Here is a 19344-nt window from a genome sequence, read left to right as displayed (position 1 = left end):
GTTACTCCTAATCGCTGGTGGTGATGCGTTCAATGCGTTTTTCAAAATTACCTTTGATAACACGGTTAACAAAAATGCCAGGGGTGTGAATTTGGCTCGGCTCGAGCTCTCCAGGTTCAACAATTTCTTCAACCTCAGCAATGGTAATTTTACCTGCTGTGGCTGCCATAGGATTGAAATTCATTGCGGTATGACGAAACACTAGATTGCCATAACGATCTGCTTTCCACGCTTTGACAATAGCAAACTCACCCGTAATCGATTCTTCAAGAATATAAGGGCGGCCGTCAAACTCCTTTACTTCTTTACCTTGCGCTACCGGTGTACCGTAACCTGTTGCAGTATAAAATGCTGGTATGCCTGCACCACCGGCACGCATTTTTTCAGCTAAAGTACCTTGAGGGGTAAGAACTACATCAATTTCACCATTTAACAGCTGCTGTTCGAATAATGCGTTTTCACCGACATAAGATGCGATAATTTTTTTAATTTGTTTGTCGTGTAATAAAATTCCAAGACCAAAATCATCAACACCGCAGTTATTTGATACCACGGTTAGATCTTTAGTTTGCTTACGCTTTATTTCGTTAATAAGCCCTTCTGGGATGCCACATAAACCAAAGCCACCGGCTATGATTGTATCGCCATCCTTTAAACCTTCCATTGCAGCTTCATAACTTGAAACTACTTTATCGAAACCGGCCATGGGCCCACTCCTTAATATGATTACGTCGTAAACCAATACATTAATTATTGGTCAGTAGATTGATTTTTTAAAGCTAATGACACTTTGCTCACAGGTTGTTTGTTTAATGCACTACAAATAGCCCAACCAGCGTTAACTAGTCTTTCTAAATCAATTCCATGCTCTATGCCAAGCCCTTGCAGTAAGTAAACAACATCTTCAGTGGCAACATTTCCTGACGCTCCCTTAGCATAGGGACAGCCGCCAAGCCCTGCTACTGCACTGTCAACCGTTGCTATTCCTCGGTTTAAGGCTGTGTAAATATTTGTGAGCGCTTGGCCGTAAGTGTCGTGAAAATGAACAGCTAACAATGATTTATCAATATGCGCTAACAATACATCAAATAAATCATCCACCTTTTTAGCTGTGCCTACACCTATGGTGTCACCGAGGCTTATTTCATAGCAGCCAAGGTCTAATAACATTTGACTCACTTCTAATACGCGTTGCGGGCTTATGTCGCCTTCGTAGGGGCAACCTAGTACACAGCTTACGTAGCCACGTACACGTATATTATGTTGTTTGGCAAATTCCATAACATCAGCAAAGCGGGCAATGCTTTGTTCAATTGAACAGTTGATGTTCTTCTGGCAAAAAGACTCACTGGTTGCTGTGAATATAGCAAACTCTTTTATGCCTACCTCATGCGCTGCTTGTGCCCCTTTTAAATTTGGTGTGAGGGCGGTTAAGTTATTATCTGGCAGATTTAGAGAGTTAATCACGTCACGCGAATCAGCCATTTGCGGCACCCACTTAGGTGATACAAATGCACCGGCTTCGATATCGCGAATACCTGCTGCTGCAAGAGCATTGATAAGTGACACTTTGTCTTGGGTGCTAACAGCGCTTTCATTTTGCAGGCCATCTCGCGCACCCACTTCTACAATTCGTACTTGTGTAGGCAATGTGTTACTCATCTGCGTTACTCTCATCTGTTACGATAGCAAGCAGGGCACCATGACTTACCAATTCACCTTCAGCAAAACAATAACTTTGCAAAATGCCATCGTGCGGTGCGTTGAGGGTATACTCCATCTTCATCGCTTCAATAATAACAACTGCATCACCTTTTTGAATTTCTTTACCGACTTCAACAAGGTGCTTAACCACAGTACCATTTAGAGGAGCTGCAAGCGGCAGAGCTTCACTTTCATGTTCACTTATAAAATGCTTATCGGTTAATTCAAACGTAGTCTGTAGTGCTTTGTACATCACCGTAATGGTGTTTGCTGTATTAACAACATGGCATGTATGCTTATCACCGTTTATAAACACCTGGCACAGGTTATTTTCAATTGTGCCAGTGGTTGTATAGTCAACTGAATCTAAGTGAATTGTGAAACCGTCATTTAACTTAGTCGCCGAGATAGGATTGTCACTAAAAGGTACAGTAATAATTGGGTCGCGGTTTAGCATAAAGCCCGATAGCTGATCCCAAGGGCTTACGCCATTGCTATTTAATTCTGCTAAATAGCAAAATGCAGCGATAACTTTGCTAAAAGTATTTAAATTAGCATCATATGTAATCAATGCATCGCCTTGCTCTTCAATAAAGTGCGTATCTGGTGCACCTTGTTTAAAGGTTTGATGATTGGCTAAGTTATGTAAAAAGCTGACGTTACAGCTAAATCCAGATAAATGAAATTGCTCAAGAGCAGTACTTAAACGCGAAAGCGCAGCAGCACGGCTATCATCATGGACGATGAGTTTTGCGATCATGGGGTCATAAAACGGGCTTATTTCATCCCCTTGTTTTATACCTGTATCTATACGTACAAACTCAGATTCAGCTGGTATATACAAGCCATCGAGCGTGCCAGAACAAGGAATAAAGTCATTGCTTGGATCTTCTGCATAAATACGCGCTTCGAAACTATGGCCTTGCAGTACGATATCAGATTGCTTTAAAGGTAGCGTGTTACCAGCAGCCACATTGATTTGCCAATTGACTAAATCAACTCCCGTGACCATTTCTGTTACTGGGTGTTCTACTTGTAAACGGGTATTCATTTCCATAAAGAAGAATTCATCGCCACACAGTAAAAATTCTACCGTACCAGCACCGCGATAATTGATAGCTAATGCACATCTCACCGCAGCTTCGCCCATCTCTTTTCGAAGTTCATCACTAAGACCCGGAGCAGGGGCTTCTTCTATCACTTTTTGGTGACGACGTTGTAATGAGCAATCGCGATCGCCTAAATACACGCAGTTACCGTGATTATCTGCAAACACTTGTACTTCAACATGGCGAGGCTTATTAACATAGCGCTCCAGTAATACCAGATCGTTACCAAAACCCGCAATGGCCTCACGTTGAGCTCCTTGCAATGCTGTTAAAAAATCTTTGGCGTGTTCAACGATCCGCATGCCCTTACCACCGCCGCCAAAAGCAGCTTTAATAAGCACAGGGTAGCCAATTTTATCGGCTTCAGCTTGAAGGAAATCGGGCTCTTGGTTATCGCCGTAGTATCCCGGAACTAAAGGTACATTTGCCGCAGCCATGATTTCTTTCGCACGCGTTTTAGACCCCATAGCTTCAATACTACTTGCAGGTGGGCCTATAAATGCAATGCTGTTTTGTTCACAGGCTTTTGCAAATTCACTGTTTTCTGATAAAAATCCATAGCCTGGATGAATGCAGTCGACGTTTGCATCAAGGGCAACTTTAAGAATTTTATCAGCTACTAAATATGAGTCTTTACTCGGTGCTGCACCGATATGATAAGCTTCATCTGCTAATTTAACGTGCTGAGCATGTTTATCTGCATCGGAATAAACCGCCACTGTGGCTAAGCCCATCTGTTTTGCCGTACGCATAACGCGACAGGCAATTTCGCCTCGATTAGCAATAAGAATTTTTTGTAATGATTGAGTGCTCATGGTGAATCCTATGCTTGCCAACTAGGTGGACGTTTCTCGAAAAAGGCAGTTAAACCTTCTTGGCCTTCTTCAGATACCCGAATATGTGCAATACGTTCAGCAGTTAGGTTTATTATTTGGCCATTTATCTCATGACCTGCGACATCATTAATTAGCTGTTTAGCAGCACGAACCGCAACAGGGCCATTGTTAATGAGTGTTTCAAGTAGTTGATCAACGGCACAATCAAGTTTGCCTGTAACTTGATGCACTAAACCAAGCTGCTTTGCTGTGTGGGCATCAAAGATTTCGGCAGTTAAAAAGTATCTGCGTGCTGCACGTTCACCTATCGCTTTGATAACGTAAGGACTGATCACCGCAGGTATTAGCCCTAGTTTGACTTCACTTAGGCAAAACTGGGCATTATCTTGGCAAATTGCAATGTCACAACAGGCAATTAAACCCAGTGCGCCGCCAAATGCTGCACCTTGTACAGCGCAAATGGTGACAAGCGGACTAGTTGCTAAAACATGCATTAATTTTGCAAGCTGTTTTGAATCAGCTAGGTTTTCAGCAAAATCGTTGCCAGCCATAGATTTCATCCAGTTGAGATCGGCACCGGCTGAAAAATGTTCCCCTTCAGTTCTAAGTACAAGGGCACGTACATCTAGCGTATTTGCATGTTCAATGCATTGGATAAGCTCATGAATAACATGATCGTTAAAAGCATTACGCTTTTCTGGGCGACTTAAAACGAGTACAGCCACATTTGATTTAGTTATTTGTAGTGTTACTGACATACTCACTTCCTTACATTCTAAAGACGCCAAATTGCGAATCTTGTTTTGGTGCATTAGCCGCTGCAGTTAATGCCAAGCCAAGAACATTACGTGTATCAGCAGGGTCGATTATACCGTCATCCCATAAACGAGCGCTTGCATAATACGGATGGCCTTGCTGCTCGTATTGATCAATGATTGGTTTTTTAAATTCACTAATTTGTTCATCAGTCATACTATGACCTTTTCGCGCTAAACCATCTTGTTTGACTTGCGCCATTACACCCGCAGCTTGTTCGCCACCCATTACTGATATACGGGCATTAGGCCACATCCACATCATGGTTGGTTCAAAGGCACGGCCACACATACCGTAGTTGCCAGCACCGTATGAGCCACCTATTAATACGGTAAACTTTGGTACATCAGCACAAGACACGGCCATCACCATTTTGGCACCATGTTTTGCGATGCCTTCTGCTTCGTACTTTTTACCCACCATGAAACCGGTAATATTTTGTAAAAATACTAAAGGGATATTGCGCTGGGCACAAAGCTGTATAAAGTGCGCACCTTTTTGTGCTGATTCACTAAATAAAATGCCGTTGTTTGCCACAATGCCCACAGGGTGGCCATATATTTTGGCAAAGCCAGTTACCAGAGTGTCACCAAAGTAACGTTTGAATTCATCAAACGATGAATCATCTACTGTTCGTGCGATGACTTCACGCACGTCAAATGGCTTTTTAAGATCAGTACCTACAATGCCATATAGCTCGTTGATGTCGTATCGAGGTGTTTTAACTTCATTCAGTAAAGGTTGAGTAGGGCGCTGATAATTAATGCGCTCAATACATTGACGTGCAATTGATAATGCATGGCTATCATTTTCAGCGTAATGGTCTGCTACACCCGAGGTTTTACAGTGTACATCTGCTCCACCGAGTTCTTCTGCTGTAACTTCTTCACCCGTCGCGGCTTTAACCAAAGGTGGACCTGCTAAAAATATGGTGCCTTGCTCTTTTACAATGATACTTTCATCAGCCATAGCCGGTACATATGCGCCGCCTGCTGTACATAGGCCCATAACCACCGCAATTTGTGGAATACCTTTACCTGACATTCTTGCTTGATTGTAAAATATGCGGCCAAAATGCAGTTTATCTGGAAATACATCGTCTTGCTCAGGCAGATTTGCGCCGCCTGAATCCACTAAATAGATACATGGTAAGTGGCAACGCTCAGCAATGTCTTGCGCCCGTAAATGCTTTTTAACTGTAAGAGGGAAGTAAGTGCCGCCTTTAACTGTCGCGTCATTGGCTATGATCATACACTCAACACCTTTTACGCGGCCAATACCAGCAACAACACCCGCACAAGGTATGGCTTGATCATAAACACCATAAGCTGCAAATTGTGATATCTCTAAAAATGGCGAGCCTTCATCTAGTAAGGTGCTTATACGATCACGAACAAAAAGTTTACCTCGGCCTTCGTGGCGCTCTATTAGTGCTGTGCCACCACCTTGGCTTATTTCTTTTACTTTGGTGCGTAAATCATCAACTAACCCAGCCATGTTTTGCTGATTTTGTAGAAACTGTGGATCATGTGGATTAACGCTAGATTTTAAAATAGTCATCGCGTAGGCCCTTATCTGCTTTCAGTGAAAAGTTCACGGCCAATAAGCATGCGGCGAATTTCTGAGGTCCCGGCACCAATTTCATAAAGTTTTGCATCACGTAGTAGGCGGCCCGTTGCATATTCGTTTATGTAGCCATTGCCACCAAGAATTTGAATTGCGTCCAGTGCCATTTTGGTTGCCAGCTCTGCTGCATATAAAATCGCGCCAGCGGCATCTTTACGGGTTGTTTCACCACGGTCGCACGCTTTAGCAACGGTATATACATATGAACGAGCGGCGTTCATTTGTGTGTACATATCGGCAACTTTACCTTGAATGAGTTGGAACTGACCTATTGGCGTGTCAAATTGCTTACGTTCATGTATGTAAGGAACCACAATGTCCATGCAGGCTTGCATGATTCCAAGAGGGCCTGCTGCAAGTACTACACGCTCATAATCAAGACCGCTCATCAGTACTTTAACGCCTTCGTTTAAATTACCGAGAATATTTTCCTCTGGGACTTCGCAGTTTTCGAATACTAATTCGCAGGTGTTAGACCCGCGCATACCGAGTTTGTCGAGCTTTTGTGCAGTTGAAAAACCTGGGAAGCTACTTTCAACGATAAAAGCAGTAATGCCTTTAGCACCGGCGTTTAAATCTGTTTTAGCGTAGATAACTAAGGTATCTGCATCTGGGCCATTGGTGATCCACATCTTATTACCGTTCAGAATGTATTTATCGCCTTTCTTCTGTGCTTTTAGTTTCATTGATACTACATCAGATCCAGCATTGGGTTCACTCATTGCCAAGGCACCAATGTGTTCACCACTAATTAATTTCGGTAAGTATTTCTCTTTTTGGGCTTGAGACCCATTACGATTTATTTGGTTTACACACAGGTTTGAATGCGCACCGTAACTCAAGCCAATAGATGCACTTGCTCGGCTTATTTCTTCCATCGCGATTACATGCTCTAAGTAACCAAGCCCAGCTCCACCTAACTCTTCTGGTACTGTCATGCCTAATAAACCCATTTCGCCAAGTTGTGGCCAAAGTTGGTTAGGAAACGCATTATCAAGGTCGGTTTTTTCAGCTAATGGGGCGATTTCTTGACTAGAAAAGCTATTAACGTGATCACGGATCATATCTGCTGTTTCGCCAAGGCCAAAGTTCATTTCTTTATATAGTGAAATAGTGCTCATGATTCATTCCTGTGTGAGAGTCTGTTAATGAATTTTTATAATGTAGTAGTGTTAGTTATTCATCTAAATTATTTAAGGTATCGCGACAACGTCGTTCTGCCGTAACAAGTTCCATCAAGACAACTTTAATATCGTCCATTTGTTGGCTTAGGTCGGCTTTTTTGTCTGCAATTAAATCAAGCATAGTAACCAGTTGTTTAGCACTTGATTTGTCAGCGTCATAAAGTTCAAACAAACGTCCGGTTTCAGCAAGTGTAAATCCTAGGCGCTTACCGCGTAGAATTAACTTCAAGCGGACTTTATCGCGCTTAGAATAAATGCGAGTTTGCCCATTGCGTTCAGGAGAAATCAAGCCTTGATCTTCATAAAAGCGGATAGAGCGCGTAGTAATATCAAACTCTTTAGCTAATTCACTGATACTAAATGTTTGTTCATTACTCGCAGGCTCAGTAGCTGAACTTGCAAAGTTTGTTTGATTATCTGGATTCATAGTGTTTTTACCTCATTCGAATAACACCAATATAAGTGAAGTTTACGTAAAGGTAAAGTGGATTGTGGAAGTTATACTTTAGACGTAGGTGTTAAGTGTGTTGGTTTGCAAGAACAGCATTGTTTATAGGTGCTGTAGCCGAGTTGTTTGTTAATTACTACACTAAAATAAAGATAAGTTTACACTTTTGTTGGGCGCAAAAACCTTGATTTTAGATTTACGTTGGCGTAAACGTAAATATTATGTATGCTCATATGCAGATTATAAACGTATTGTATGGCTTATCTTGAAACACAATGAGAGTGCCAATTACTAAATGGAGCCTTTTTATGACTACCGAAGCCGTTGTTATTGTAGCAGCTAAACGCACCCCAATGGGTGGTTTTATGGGAGCCCTTAGCGGTGCAGACGCCACAGAGTTAGGTGCAACTGCTATTGCTAGTGCACTAGCTGAAGCTAGTTTAAACGACAGTGCAATTGATGAAGTTATCATGGGTTGTGTATTGCCTGCAGGTTTAGGACAAGCACCTGCACGCCAAGCAATGCTTAAAGCAGGCTTAGCCCTTACTACCGGCGCAACGACAATTAATAAAGTGTGTGGTTCAGGTTTAAAGGCGGCTATGTTAGCGCATGACCTGATTAAAGCAGGCTCAATAAATAGTGCCATAGCGGGTGGCATGGAAAGCATGACTAATTCGCCATACTTTATTCCAAAAGCGCGCGGCGGTATGCGAATGGGTCATGGCGAAATCAAAGATCATATGATGTCTGATGGATTAGAAGATGCATATGATAACAAAGCTATGGGTTGTTTTGCGCAAGATACAGCGGATGAATACGGTATCGGCCGTGAACAGATGGATGAGTTTGCACTCTCTTCTTTAAGTAAGGCAAATGCTGCGATAGATAACGGCAGTTTTCATGCTGAAATTGCCCCTCATACCATGCAAACTCGTAAGGGAGACTTGAAAATCAGTGTAGACGAACAACCTGGCAATGCTCGTCCTGATAAAATTCCTAGTCTGCGTGCTGCATTTAAAAAAGACGGCACAATTACCGCTGCTAACTCATCATCAATTTCAGATGGTGGAGCTGCATTAATTTTAATGAGCGAATCGCATGCTAAATCCCAAGGTTTAACACCACTTTGTAGAATTGTTGCGCACAGCACGCACTCACAAAAACCCAGCGAATTTACTATGGCACCGGTTGGCGCAATGAATACGTTGTTAAACAAAGCTGGTTGGTCAACTGATGATGTCGATCTTTGGGAAATCAATGAAGCATTTGCGATGGTCACTATGTTGGCCATCAATGAAATGAAGCTCGATGCAAAAAAAGTTAACGTCAACGGTGGTGCTTGTGCACTTGGTCATCCAATTGGTGCAAGTGGTGCACGTATATTGGTTACACTTATCCATGCGCTTAAAAACCGAGGCCTTAAAAAAGGTATCGCTTCATTGTGTATTGGTGGCGGTGAAGCCGTAGCACTCGCAGTTGAAGCAATTTAACAACTCATTTTTATAAACTTATAGCCGCAGGCCATTTTAATAACAATTTACTGCGGTTTAATTATCACCCTCTGGGGAGGAGTGCACTATGCACCAAGTACCATTATTCATTAACGGCGAATTTATTCAATCAACATCAGATCAACTTATTGATGTTATTAACCCTGCAAATCAAGAAGTACTAGCCCATGTTCCATGTGCCACCGATGCTGAAATGGATGCTGCAATTGAGTCAGCAAAAGCAACATTTAAAACATGGAAAGACGTGCCGATAACTGAGCGTGCTCGCATTATGATGAAATATGCAGCATTACTTAAAGAGCATCACGATGAGCTTGCTACCATTATTTGCCATGAGCTCGGTAAAACATTCGAAGATGCTAAAGGTGATGTTTGGCGTGGTATCGAAGTGGTTGAACAAGCAGCAAACGCACCTTCATTAATGATGGGCGAAACCATTGAAAACGTTGCGCGTAAAATTGATACTTACTCATATATGCAGCCATTAGGTGTATGTGCAGGCATTACGCCATTTAACTTTCCGGCGATGATCCCATTATGGATGTTCCCACTAGCAATCGTATGTGGAAACACGTTTATTTTGAAGCCATCAGAGCAAGATCCACTAACGCCAATGCGTTTGGCTGAATTATTTGTTGAAGCAGGAGCTCCAAAAGGTGTTCTTCAAGTTGTTCATGGGACTAAGCCTCAAGTTGATCGCCTACTTGAAGATGATGCGGTACGTGCTATTTCTTTTGTTGGTTCATGTGGTGTTGGTGAATATATCTATTCAAAAGGAACAGCAAATCTTAAACGTGTTCAAGCGTGTGTAGGTGCTAAAAACCATATGGTTATTATGCCTGATGCCAGTCGCTCACATGTTGTTAATAACCTGGTTGGTGCCTCTGTTGGTGCTGCTGGTCAACGTTGTATGGGAATCTCTGTTGCTGTATTTGTTGGTCAGGCCAAAGATTGGGTTGAAGATATTAAAGCAGGCTTTGCCAATGTTCGTCCTGGAGCTTGGGATGACAAAGACGCCGCTTACGGCCCGCAAACATCTGCAGCGGCTAAAGCACGTATTTTATCACTGATCCAAAGTGGTAAAGATCAAGGCGCTACATGCTTAATTGACGGCTCTGATTTTACTGTTGAGGGTTACGAAAAAGGGAACTGGGTTGGTCCAACACTATTTAGTGATGTAACAACAGACATGGATCTTTATAACGAAGAGATTTTTGGCCCAGTACTGGCGTGTATGTTTGTTGACACCCTTGAAGAAGCTATCGAACTTATTAATAACTCTCCATACGGAAACGGTACATCGTTATTTACTTCAAGTGGTGCGGTAGCGCGAAAATTCCAACATGAGATTGAAGTAGGTCAAGTGGGTATTAATGTACCTATTCCTGTTCCACTGCCTTTCTTTTCGTTTACTGGTTGGAAAGGTTCTTTCTATGGTGACACACATACATATGGTAAACAGGGTATTCGTTTTTATACAGAAACAAAAACAATTACATCTCGTTGGTTTGAAGATGATATTGCTTCAGGTCCTAACATGAGTATTAATCTTAAATAATAAAAATAGGGGCGCAAAGGAAACTTCACACACAATGATGCCTTTGTAGCCCTTTTATCTATTTTGACAACATATAAAATATAAAGAGGTCTTCCATGGACTTTAATTTAACAGAAGATCAGCAAGCATTTGCTGAAACAGCCCGCCAATTTGCACAGTCAGAGCTTGCCCCTAATGCTGCTAAGTGGGACCGTGAGCATATATTCCCAAAAGATACTATCAAAGCAGCAGGTGAGCTTGGTTTTTGTGGTCTATATACACCAGAGGAAGCTGGTGGATTAGGTTTATCTCGCCTAGATTCAAGCATTATATTTGAACAACTCGCAATGGGTTGCACTGCAACAACCGCGATGCTGACGATTCATAATATGGCAACTTGGATGATTGCTAGTTTTGGCACAGAGTATATTAAGAATCAATATTGCGAACAGCTCGTTATGGGTGAGTTATTAGCTTCGTATTGTTTAACTGAACCAGGCTCAGGGTCGGATGCAGCCTCATTAAAAACTAAAGCAGTAAAACAAGGCAATGAATACGTTATAAACGGCTCTAAAATGTTTATCTCTGGTGCCGGTGAAACTGAAGTACTTGTCGTTATGGCACGCACAGGGGATGAAGGTGCAGCAGGTATTTCTGCATTCGTAGTACCTGCAGATGCTAAAGGAATTGAATACGGTAAAGCTGAAGAAAAAATGGGCTGGAACGCTCAACCTACACGCTTAATCAGTTTTGAAGATGTACGTATACCCGCTGAAAACTTACTAGGTTCTGAAGGTGAAGGTTTTAAGTTTGCAATGCAGGGTCTTGATGGTGGACGCATTAATATTGCGACATGTTCAATTGGTACAGCTCAAGCTGCACTTGAAACAGCTCGCGAATATTTAAAAGAACGTGAACAGTTTGGGAAACCGTTGGCTGCATTTCAAGCACTGCAATTTAAAATTGCAGACATGAACACTGAACTTGTTGCAGCCCGCCAAATGGTTCGATTAGCGGCTTTTAAGCTTGATACTGGTGATAGTGAAAAAACTACGTATTGCGCAATGGCTAAACGGTTCGCTACAGATGTTGGCTTTACTGTTTGTAATGAAGCGCTGCAAATCCATGGTGGCTATGGTTACATTAAAGAATACCCGCTAGAGCGCCATGTTCGAGATGTTCGCGTTCACCAAATTCTAGAGGGCACAAATGAAATTATGCGGGTGATCATTGCTCGTCGTATTTTAGCACAATCAGCAGCTGATATTTTATAAGGAGCACATCATGTCAAACCCAAGTATTGATTTAACCATTGAAGGTCACGTAGCAATTTTAACCATGTCAAACCCGCCAGCAAATACCTGGACTCAAGACACGTTAATCGCTTTGAAAAATAAAGTAAACGAGCTTAATGATAATAAAAATATCTATTCCTTGGTGATCACAGGGGAAGGTGAGAAATTTTTTAGCGCCGGTGCTGATTTAAATGTATTCGCGGATGGCGATAAAGGTGTTGCTGCAACAATGTCAAAAGTATTTGGTGATGCATTTGAAGCATTATCTGACTTTCGAGGCGTATCTATTGCGGCGATTAATGGTTATGCCATGGGTGGTGGACTTGAGGTAGCTTTAGCATGTGATATTCGTATTGCTGAAGAACAAGCTCAAATGGCGCTACCTGAGGCAAAAGTTGGTTTATTACCTTGTGCAGGTGGAACACAAAATCTATCGTGGCTAGTCGGAGAAGGCTGGGCTAAGCGAATGATTTTATGTGGTGAGCGCCTAAAAGCAGATAAAGCATTACAAATTGGGCTAGTAGAAGAAGTAGTACCACAAGGCGAAAGCTTTGCGAGTGCTTTAAAACTTGCAAACCAAGTTGCTGATCAAAGTCCTGTAGCTGTAAGCGCCTGTAAGTTACTCATTCAAAAAGGCCGTACTCAACCTATGGCTCATGCTCTCCCTTTAGAGCGTGAGTTATTTGTTAGTTTATTTGATACAGAAGATCAGCGCGAAGGGGTTAACGCCTTTTTAGAAAAACGAAAAGCAAATTGGGTGAATGGCTAATGGTTGATTTAGTGCAACTTAATAATCATGACTCGCCAGTGCTGTTTGAAACAGCGACTGCTACGAATGGTTCTTTAATTGGCATCGCTACGCTTAATTCTCCTAAATCATTAAATGCCCTTAATTTTGACATGATCAAACTGTTAGAACCGCAGTTAAAAGCGTGGGCAGATGATGATGATATCGCGATGGTGATGCTAAAAGGTGCAGGTGATAAAGCATTTTGTGCAGGCGGAGATGTAGTGAGTCTTCATACCGCTATGAGTTCAAATGAGCCTAATAGTTTAATTGAAGATTTCTTTACGCAAGAATACCGACTTGATTACCTGATACATTGCTACGAAAAACCTTTTTTAGTGTGGGGTAATGGTATTGTTATGGGTGGTGGCTTAGGTTTGATGGCAGGTGCTAGTCACCGAGTTGTCACTGAGACATCACGAATTGCCATGCCTGAATTAACGATAGGATTATACCCTGATGTTGGCGGCAGTTACTTTTTACATAAAATGCCAGAACATATTGGGTTATTTTTAGGCTTAACAGCGGCTTCCATTAACTGTGAAGATGCGATGTTTGTCTCGTTAGCTGATCATTTCGTTAATAGCGAAAAATACAACTTATTACTTGAACAGTTAGTTACGACTAAGTGGGGCAAAACAGCGTCATTAAATCATGAAAAATTAACAGGCTTATTAAACGAGCTCGACCAATTATCAGGACGTTTACCTAAAGGGAATGTTAAAGCTAATTTATCAGCAATTCAAAAACTTGGCGATTTCACCTTATTAAAAGAGAAAATCGATTATATCTTAAATCTCCAAACTGAGGATAAATGGCTGACCCGTGCGCAAAAATCATTGAAGCATGGTTGTCCTCTAAGCTGTGAATTGGTAGCACGTCAACTTGAAAATTCAAAAGGTAAAAGCCTAGGTGAGTGTTTTCAAATGGAATTAGATATGTCCGTTCGCTGTGGTGAAGTAGGTGAGTTTCAAGAAGGCATTCGCGCGCTATTAATTGACAAGGATGGAAGTCCTAATTGGCAGTATAAAGCAATTGAGCAAATCCCAAGTGATATTATTGATAGCTTTTTTAACTCACGCTGGGATGAGAAATCTCATCCATTAAAACAACTTACACAAGGATAATGTTATGTCTCTTTCAATTGGCTTTATTGGCTTAGGTAATATGGGCGGCCCTATGGCTGCTAACCTTATCAAAGCAGGGCATGCTGTTAAGGTGTTTGATTTGAGTGCGCCAGCAGTAAGTCACCTTGTTGAGCAAGGTGCATCAGCGGCAAAAGATGCAAAACATTGTGCAACAGATGTTGATGTATTGATAAGTATGCTTCCTGCAAGCAAACACGTTAAATCACTTTACCTAGGTGAAACGGGTTTAATTAATATTTTAGCTAAATCAACACTAATCATTGATTGCTCAACAATTGATGCAGCATCAGCTAGAGAGGTCGGTGCTGAGCTTGCAGAGCAAGATATCGCCTTTGTTGATGCCCCGGTCTCTGGTGGTGTTGCTGGCGCCACTGCTGGTACTCTTACCTTTATAGTGGGCGGTGCAGTGTCACACTTTGAAAAAGCGCAGCCAGTCCTTAGTGACATGGGTAAAAATATTTTTCATGCGGGTGATATTGGCGCAGGTCAAGTCGCTAAAATATGTAATAACATGTTATTGAGTATTTTGATGGCAGGCACTAGCGAAGCGATTCAAATGGGTATCAATAATGGTTTAGACGCTAAAGTATTAAGTGACATTATGACAGCAAGTTCGGGACGAAATTGGACACTTGAACTCTACAACCCATGCCCAGGTGTTATGAATACGGCCCCAGCAAGTAATGATTACAAGCCTGGCTTTATGGTCGACTTGATGGCTAAAGATTTGGGTCTTGCTATGGAAGCCGCTCAGCAAAGTAACTCATCAACCCCTATGGGTTCTATGGCTAAAAACTTATATACCATGTTGCAACATCAAGGTGTTGGTAGCGAAGATTTTAGTGCCATTTTTAAACTATTCTCAAAGGAGTAATCGGTGGAAATTAAAAATAATACGGTTGTTATTACAGGCGGTGCTCAAGGCTTAGGCTTTGCTATGGCGCATAAGCTTGCTGGATTAGGTGCTAATATAGCGCTGATTGATATGCAACAAGAACTTTTAGATGCTGCAGTTAAAGAGCTAAGTAACTATGGTGTTACCGTAAAGGGCTATGTTACAAACGTTACTAACGAAGAAGAAGTTGAAACTACCTTTAATAAGATAAATACTGATTTTGGTCAAATTGGTGTACTTATTAATAATGCAGGTATTTTGCGTGATGGTATGTTCATAAAAGCGAAAGAAGGTAAAGTTGTTGCTAAAATGGCGCTTGACCAATTTAAATCAGTGATTGATGTAAATTTAACAGGTGTCTTTTTAGCTGGACGCGAAGCTGCATCACACATGGTTGAGTCTGGTAAAGGTGGAGTCATCATTAATATGTCAAGTGTTGCCCGTGCGGGTAATATTGGTCAAACAAACTACGCAGCATCAAAAGCGGGTGTTGTTGCAATGACAACCGGGTGGGCAAAAGAGCTGGGTCGATTTGGTATTCGAGTAGGTGCTATTGCCCCTGGTGTAATACGCACAAATATGACAGATGCAATGAAGCCAGAAGCTAAACAGCGTATGTTAGCTGTTACACCCGTAGGGCGCTTTGGTGAGGCTGATGAGATTGCTCACACTGCTCAGTATATTATTGAGAACGATTTCTTTACCGGTCGAGTTGTGGAAATTGATGGGGGCATTCGCCTTTAAATAAATATGTTAAACTATGGGTGTTTCATTTTATTTGGAACACCCCAATACATTTTATCTTTTCTAAATTGCATATTTAACATCTCTGTGTATTGCTAACCCCCTAAACACCTTCTATTATTATATTTCTCGTAAAAGTATAGATTACGTATTCTGTATATGGGGATCCAACCTTAATGATAGAAATAACAGAACAAGTGTTATCAGATATAAACAGAAACTTTATCATCCCGCCTAAACCGCAAATTTTAAGTGACTTGCAAGATCTTGCAGCAAAGGAAGATCCTGCCTTATTTGAAGCCGCAGATATTATTGTTAAAGATTTAGCTATATCTGCAGCTATATTAAAAATAATTAATTCTCCTGCTTATGGATTATCTAGAACTGTCTCAGATATAAAACAAGCCATTATGTTCCTTGGTTGGGATGGGGTGAATTCGCTTGTCCAAGGGTTAAAATTGAAGCAAATGTTTTCAACAGACAATAGCTGCATTAGCCTTGAACGATTTTGGGATACTTCAACAGAGATTGCACACGTAAACATGATAATTGGGCAACGGTTTAAAAATAAGGTTTCACTTGAATCGCTATATACTCTTGGGCTTTTTCATGATTGCGGTGTTCCACCAATGGCTATCAAATATGATAATTATGTAAAAGCACTGCATCATGCAGATAGGACAAATAAAGAAACTATTATTGAAATTGAAGAACGTATGTTTAAAACCAATCATGCGGTAATAGGTTATTATTTTGCTAATAGCTGGCATTTACCAAAAGAAATTTGTGATATTATTTTAATTCATCACGATGTAAAAATGCTGGAACATATAACAGACACTGAAGAGCAGTTAAGTTTAGCTATTCTAAAAATGGCTGAAAACATTGTTAATATTGTCAAACGTGGAAGCCCCTTATCTTACTGGCATGTTATTGAAGGCAACGTATTGGATATCCTGCACTTAAGCGAAGATGACAAACTTGATTTACAAGAAGATGTGATCGACTTCTTAAATGAAAACTCATCTTAATGGTGTTTGCATCACCTCTTTGTGAATTTTCTCGCATTTATTAATCTACATAATAACCCTCTAATTCTTTAATTTAACATGACTTCTTGAAAACTATGTTAAATCAAAGAATAATCAATCTTATCTACGTTTCAATCATGAGTTCGGCAGTGAAAGCCAAAGAAATAAAAAATTTTTATATTAACGAAGAGCAATCTGTTTATTTGCTATCGCACCATGACGCGAAAAAGCATCGCCAATGGTTAACAATATGTATAAAAAAGCTTACTAATCTTGGCTATACGAATGTAGAAATGATTGGCTCTGGTGCATTTGGGTTTGTTTTTGCGGGCCTTGATGAAAAACAAGAACCCTGGGTTTTTAAGTTTTCGCGAATAACTTTAGCGCAAAGTGTAAGGGATAGGCTTGAAGATGAAGCATACATGCTTTCTCAAGTTGATAATCCACTTGTACCTAAGTTTTATGGCTTTGAACGCATAAAAAAGCAGGGTATTTTAATGATGTCTCGTGCTTTAGGTGAAGATCTTGAAAAAGTATCATTAAAAAAAGGACGTTTTAATGCTGCTGCGATTACCCGCTTAGCTTTAAAATTACGTAATGTATTAATAGATTTAAGGCGCCAGCAAAATGGTATAAACCCGCAGCCAATTGTTCATGGAGATATCAAACCATCTAACCTTGTTTGGGATGAGTCAACAGATGCTCTATCACTAGTTGATTGGGGCAGCTCAGTATATGCGCAAGTAGATAGTTATGGTGATCCAGTAACAAGTAATTTTATGGACCTTATGTCTGGAGATTTAAGTACTACCAATGCACGCATGGGAGATGTGTACTTTATTGGTGACGAACAAATGTCTGGAGAAAAGTCGTCCCCGAGATTCGATGAACAAGGAGTTGCCTCAACGCTTTATGCATTAGCCTCTGCACAATCATGTCGTTTTGGCGCGCAAGTTATACCTGCAAGCTCTTTAGGCCTACCTAAAGAGTTGGCGAAGGTAATTGATGGCATGCTGTCAAAAGATAAAATTAGCCGTGATAAAGCAGGTGATTACTTCATAAGAAATATGCCCTTAATTGCTAACGCTTTTTTGCCAGATATTAATATTCATGGTGAGCAAAAAACGTCAATTCCCTTTTGGTTTAGCAAAAGTAATGAATCACCAGATACAGTTGTATATAGTTCTCGTAAACAATTTTTGCGTCAAGCTGACCATAAACAACAATTACTAGATATAAATGATGCCCAACTTGACAGATATTATAAAGAGTTTCTATTTGACACCGGAGACACTGAAAAAGCATTCTTAGCTTCCATTAGTCGATTAGCTAAATACCCGGTAGTAGGGGGGTTGAGTTTTCATTGGAAGGAGGAATCTGTATATATAGAATCTTCGCTAATCATGCACGATAAAGCACTGGGAGTTGCATTTACTCAAGCGGTTAATAATACCGTAATGCTTGCTCAAGGCATTAAGCAAAAAGGATTGTTTAAATGTTGCTTATTCGATGCTAGAAAAACGATTCAATTAGAGCGAGATGGCACAGGCGCTTTTAAGTTTGAACATCTACCTGAACTTGATTATGAGGTGATGGACATTAAAAATGTTGAAGTAACTCGGCCCCACTCGTATTTTGAAGACGGAAAAGACCCTGACGAACAATTACAGTTACCAAAGAAAGTTATAAAGTGTGTTTTTGAGCTTAACCAAATTCATCATACCGGTTGTATAATTTTTGAAGCTCTGCCTGATAGAATGAAAATTCACCATTACTATCGTTTGTTAGATGCCAGTAAAGAAATTGAATTTAAACGTTTACTCAATAAACTGATGCAATACGCAGTCAGTATTACTGATGTCGGTGTTGCCGGATTTATGAAACTGCCTTATAAAAATACCCGTGAGTTTAGTTTATGTGAAAAACAAGCAGACTTTTTCTACCCAAAAGATCCAAAACGCTTTGAGTACCAAAGTTCATCTTAAACTACAAATTTAAATTAGTTAAAATTAAACCGTTTATGCAAGGGAGCAATTATGGCAAAAGCGAAACCAATTACTTCAATGCAAAGCTTTGGCATTTACACTCAGTGGGACTCATCTTCAAAAGATTTGCCACAGATACAGTCGTTTACAACGAAAGTGCCAGCTAAGCTTGATATCGAATTTGGCTTTATCGTGAACTTTAAAAAGGCAAAAGGGGAAAAGCTTCGTTATTGTATTTACCATCCAGAAATCCCAGATGCTGAAGGGGTCGTCATGGAGCCATTTGAAGGTGTTGAATACGTCAAAGATAATGATTGGGACTTTTACTTAGGTGATACGCTGTGGGAGCCCATCAGTAATAAAACAGGCGATTGGCGTATGACCATAGAGCTTAACGGTAAAATAATTGCAGATAAAACATTTGCCGTGTTTGAACAAGAAGCCATGTCAGAGATTGAATTTTGGCAAAAGCGTGGTTATTAATAAATTAAAAGTTTCTACCAAAAGGTTAGCTAGGATGGATCAATTGGGTGTGGAGTAGCTTTTAGTAAATAAATAATTTTCTGGCGTGTTAGCACCATTAAATAAAGCTGGCACTGCCAGCTTAATTATTGCAATATTTTGTTAGCACCTAGCACCTAGCACCTAGCACCTAGCACCTAGCACCTAGCACCTAGCACCTAGCACC

General features: G+C 40.8%; 17 protein-coding genes. 10 read left to right on the top strand and 7 right to left on the bottom strand.

What is annotated here, in order from left to right:
* Positions 1-7 precede the first annotated feature (7 nt).
* Genes ACFI4Z_RS00085 through ACFI4Z_RS00055 form a run of 7 tightly spaced genes read right to left on the bottom strand, consistent with a single transcriptional unit; the run spans position 8 to position 7702 of the window.
* Entirely contained in the window at positions 8-706 is a 699-nt protein-coding gene (locus tag ACFI4Z_RS00085) for a CoA transferase subunit A (RefSeq protein WP_462668812.1), read from the bottom strand.
* A gap of 44 nt (positions 707-750) precedes the next feature.
* A complete protein-coding gene (locus ACFI4Z_RS00080; RefSeq protein ID WP_462668811.1) occupies positions 751-1662 on the bottom strand; it encodes a hydroxymethylglutaryl-CoA lyase in 912 nt (303 codons plus the stop codon).
* On the bottom strand, positions 1655-3628 hold the full coding sequence (locus tag ACFI4Z_RS00075; RefSeq protein ID WP_462668810.1) for an acetyl/propionyl/methylcrotonyl-CoA carboxylase subunit alpha: 1974 nt from the start codon (positions 3626-3628) through the stop codon (positions 1655-1657). The genes ACFI4Z_RS00080 and ACFI4Z_RS00075 overlap by 8 nt, the downstream gene beginning before the upstream one ends.
* An 8-nt stretch (positions 3629-3636) precedes the next feature.
* Complete coding sequence (locus ACFI4Z_RS00070; RefSeq protein WP_462668809.1) at positions 3637-4407, bottom strand: enoyl-CoA hydratase/isomerase family protein; 771 nt, start codon at positions 4405-4407, stop codon at positions 3637-3639.
* 10 nt (positions 4408-4417) lie between these two features.
* A complete protein-coding gene (locus tag ACFI4Z_RS00065) occupies positions 4418-6025 on the bottom strand; it encodes a carboxyl transferase domain-containing protein (protein ID WP_462668808.1) in 1608 nt (535 codons plus the stop codon).
* An 11-nt stretch (positions 6026-6036) separates the two neighbouring features.
* Positions 6037-7212: an isovaleryl-CoA dehydrogenase gene (locus tag ACFI4Z_RS00060; RefSeq protein WP_462668807.1), complete on the bottom strand. Its 1176-nt coding sequence runs from the start codon at positions 7210-7212 to the stop codon at positions 6037-6039.
* Between the two features lie 55 nt (positions 7213-7267).
* Positions 7268-7702, bottom strand: a complete 435-nt coding sequence (locus ACFI4Z_RS00055) for a MerR family transcriptional regulator (protein ID WP_099293817.1) — start codon at positions 7700-7702, stop codon at positions 7268-7270.
* Between the two features lie 329 nt (positions 7703-8031).
* Here ACFI4Z_RS00055 and ACFI4Z_RS00050 point away from each other — a divergent pair, with 329 nt between their 5' ends.
* The 10 genes from ACFI4Z_RS00050 to ACFI4Z_RS00005 all read left to right on the top strand — a co-directional run bounded on the left by ACFI4Z_RS00050 (position 8032) and on the right by ACFI4Z_RS00005 (position 19139).
* Positions 8032-9213, top strand: a complete 1182-nt coding sequence (locus ACFI4Z_RS00050) for an acetyl-CoA C-acyltransferase (RefSeq protein WP_462668806.1) — start codon at positions 8032-8034, stop codon at positions 9211-9213.
* Between the two features lie 88 nt (positions 9214-9301).
* A complete protein-coding gene (locus tag ACFI4Z_RS00045) occupies positions 9302-10792 on the top strand; it encodes a CoA-acylating methylmalonate-semialdehyde dehydrogenase (RefSeq protein WP_462668805.1) in 1491 nt (496 codons plus the stop codon).
* A 95-nt stretch (positions 10793-10887) separates the two neighbouring features.
* Positions 10888-12045, top strand: a complete 1158-nt coding sequence (locus ACFI4Z_RS00040; RefSeq protein WP_462668804.1) for an acyl-CoA dehydrogenase family protein — start codon at positions 10888-10890, stop codon at positions 12043-12045.
* A gap of 10 nt (positions 12046-12055) precedes the next feature.
* Positions 12056-12835: an enoyl-CoA hydratase gene (locus ACFI4Z_RS00035; RefSeq protein ID WP_462668803.1), complete on the top strand. Its 780-nt coding sequence runs from the start codon at positions 12056-12058 to the stop codon at positions 12833-12835.
* Entirely contained in the window at positions 12835-13980 is a 1146-nt protein-coding gene (locus ACFI4Z_RS00030; RefSeq protein WP_462668802.1) for an enoyl-CoA hydratase/isomerase family protein, read from the top strand. The genes ACFI4Z_RS00035 and ACFI4Z_RS00030 overlap by 1 nt, the downstream gene beginning before the upstream one ends.
* 4 nt (positions 13981-13984) lie before the next feature.
* Positions 13985-14875 (top strand): 3-hydroxyisobutyrate dehydrogenase, encoded by an 891-nt coding sequence (gene mmsB / locus ACFI4Z_RS00025; protein ID WP_462668801.1) that lies wholly within the window; start codon positions 13985-13987, stop codon positions 14873-14875.
* A gap of 3 nt (positions 14876-14878) precedes the next feature.
* Positions 14879-15640, top strand: coding sequence for an SDR family oxidoreductase (locus ACFI4Z_RS00020; protein ID WP_462668800.1), 762 nt, complete (start codon positions 14879-14881; stop codon positions 15638-15640).
* A 176-nt stretch (positions 15641-15816) separates the two neighbouring features.
* On the top strand, positions 15817-16671 hold the full coding sequence (locus ACFI4Z_RS00015; protein ID WP_462668799.1) for an HDOD domain-containing protein: 855 nt from the start codon (positions 15817-15819) through the stop codon (positions 16669-16671).
* A gap of 149 nt (positions 16672-16820) precedes the next feature.
* Positions 16821-18656 carry a protein kinase domain-containing protein gene (locus ACFI4Z_RS00010; protein WP_462669348.1) on the top strand — a complete coding sequence of 612 codons (1836 nt, stop codon included), beginning with the start codon at positions 16821-16823 and terminating at the stop codon, positions 18654-18656.
* A gap of 51 nt (positions 18657-18707) precedes the next feature.
* Positions 18708-19139 (top strand): DUF3859 domain-containing protein, encoded by a 432-nt coding sequence (locus ACFI4Z_RS00005; RefSeq protein WP_462668798.1) that lies wholly within the window; start codon positions 18708-18710, stop codon positions 19137-19139.
* Positions 19140-19344: the final 205 nt, after the last annotated feature.

It is taken from the genome of Pseudoalteromonas sp. RWi3 (genome assembly GCF_054960735.1).
The sequence above is the reverse complement of the archived record's forward strand: the minus strand, read 5'-3'. Positions and strand labels throughout refer to the sequence as shown.

Excerpts from the sequence above, each read along its gene's own strand:
- ACFI4Z_RS00085 (WP_462668812.1), bottom strand. The coding sequence starts at position 706 with ATGGCCGGTTTCGATAAAGTAGTTTCAAGTTATGAAGCTGCAATGGAA.
- ACFI4Z_RS00080 (WP_462668811.1), bottom strand. The coding sequence starts at position 1,662 with ATGAGTAACACATTGCCTACACAAGTACGAATTGTAGAAGTGGGTGCG.
- ACFI4Z_RS00075 (WP_462668810.1), bottom strand. The coding sequence starts at position 3,628 with ATGAGCACTCAATCATTACAAAAAATTCTTATTGCTAATCGAGGCGAA.
- ACFI4Z_RS00070 (WP_462668809.1), bottom strand. The coding sequence starts at position 4,407 with ATGTCAGTAACACTACAAATAACTAAATCAAATGTGGCTGTACTCGTT.
- ACFI4Z_RS00065 (WP_462668808.1), bottom strand. The coding sequence starts at position 6,025 with ATGACTATTTTAAAATCTAGCGTTAATCCACATGATCCACAGTTTCTA.
- ACFI4Z_RS00060 (WP_462668807.1), bottom strand. The coding sequence starts at position 7,212 with ATGAGCACTATTTCACTATATAAAGAAATGAACTTTGGCCTTGGCGAA.
- ACFI4Z_RS00055 (WP_099293817.1), bottom strand. The coding sequence starts at position 7,702 with ATGAATCCAGATAATCAAACAAACTTTGCAAGTTCAGCTACTGAGCCT.
- ACFI4Z_RS00050 (WP_462668806.1), top strand. The coding sequence starts at position 8,032 with ATGACTACCGAAGCCGTTGTTATTGTAGCAGCTAAACGCACCCCAATG.
- ACFI4Z_RS00045 (WP_462668805.1), top strand. The coding sequence starts at position 9,302 with ATGCACCAAGTACCATTATTCATTAACGGCGAATTTATTCAATCAACA.
- ACFI4Z_RS00040 (WP_462668804.1), top strand. The coding sequence starts at position 10,888 with ATGGACTTTAATTTAACAGAAGATCAGCAAGCATTTGCTGAAACAGCC.
- ACFI4Z_RS00035 (WP_462668803.1), top strand. The coding sequence starts at position 12,056 with ATGTCAAACCCAAGTATTGATTTAACCATTGAAGGTCACGTAGCAATT.
- ACFI4Z_RS00030 (WP_462668802.1), top strand. The coding sequence starts at position 12,835 with ATGGTTGATTTAGTGCAACTTAATAATCATGACTCGCCAGTGCTGTTT.
- mmsB (WP_462668801.1), top strand. The coding sequence starts at position 13,985 with ATGTCTCTTTCAATTGGCTTTATTGGCTTAGGTAATATGGGCGGCCCT.
- ACFI4Z_RS00015 (WP_462668799.1), top strand. The coding sequence starts at position 15,817 with ATGATAGAAATAACAGAACAAGTGTTATCAGATATAAACAGAAACTTT.
- ACFI4Z_RS00005 (WP_462668798.1), top strand. The coding sequence starts at position 18,708 with ATGGCAAAAGCGAAACCAATTACTTCAATGCAAAGCTTTGGCATTTAC.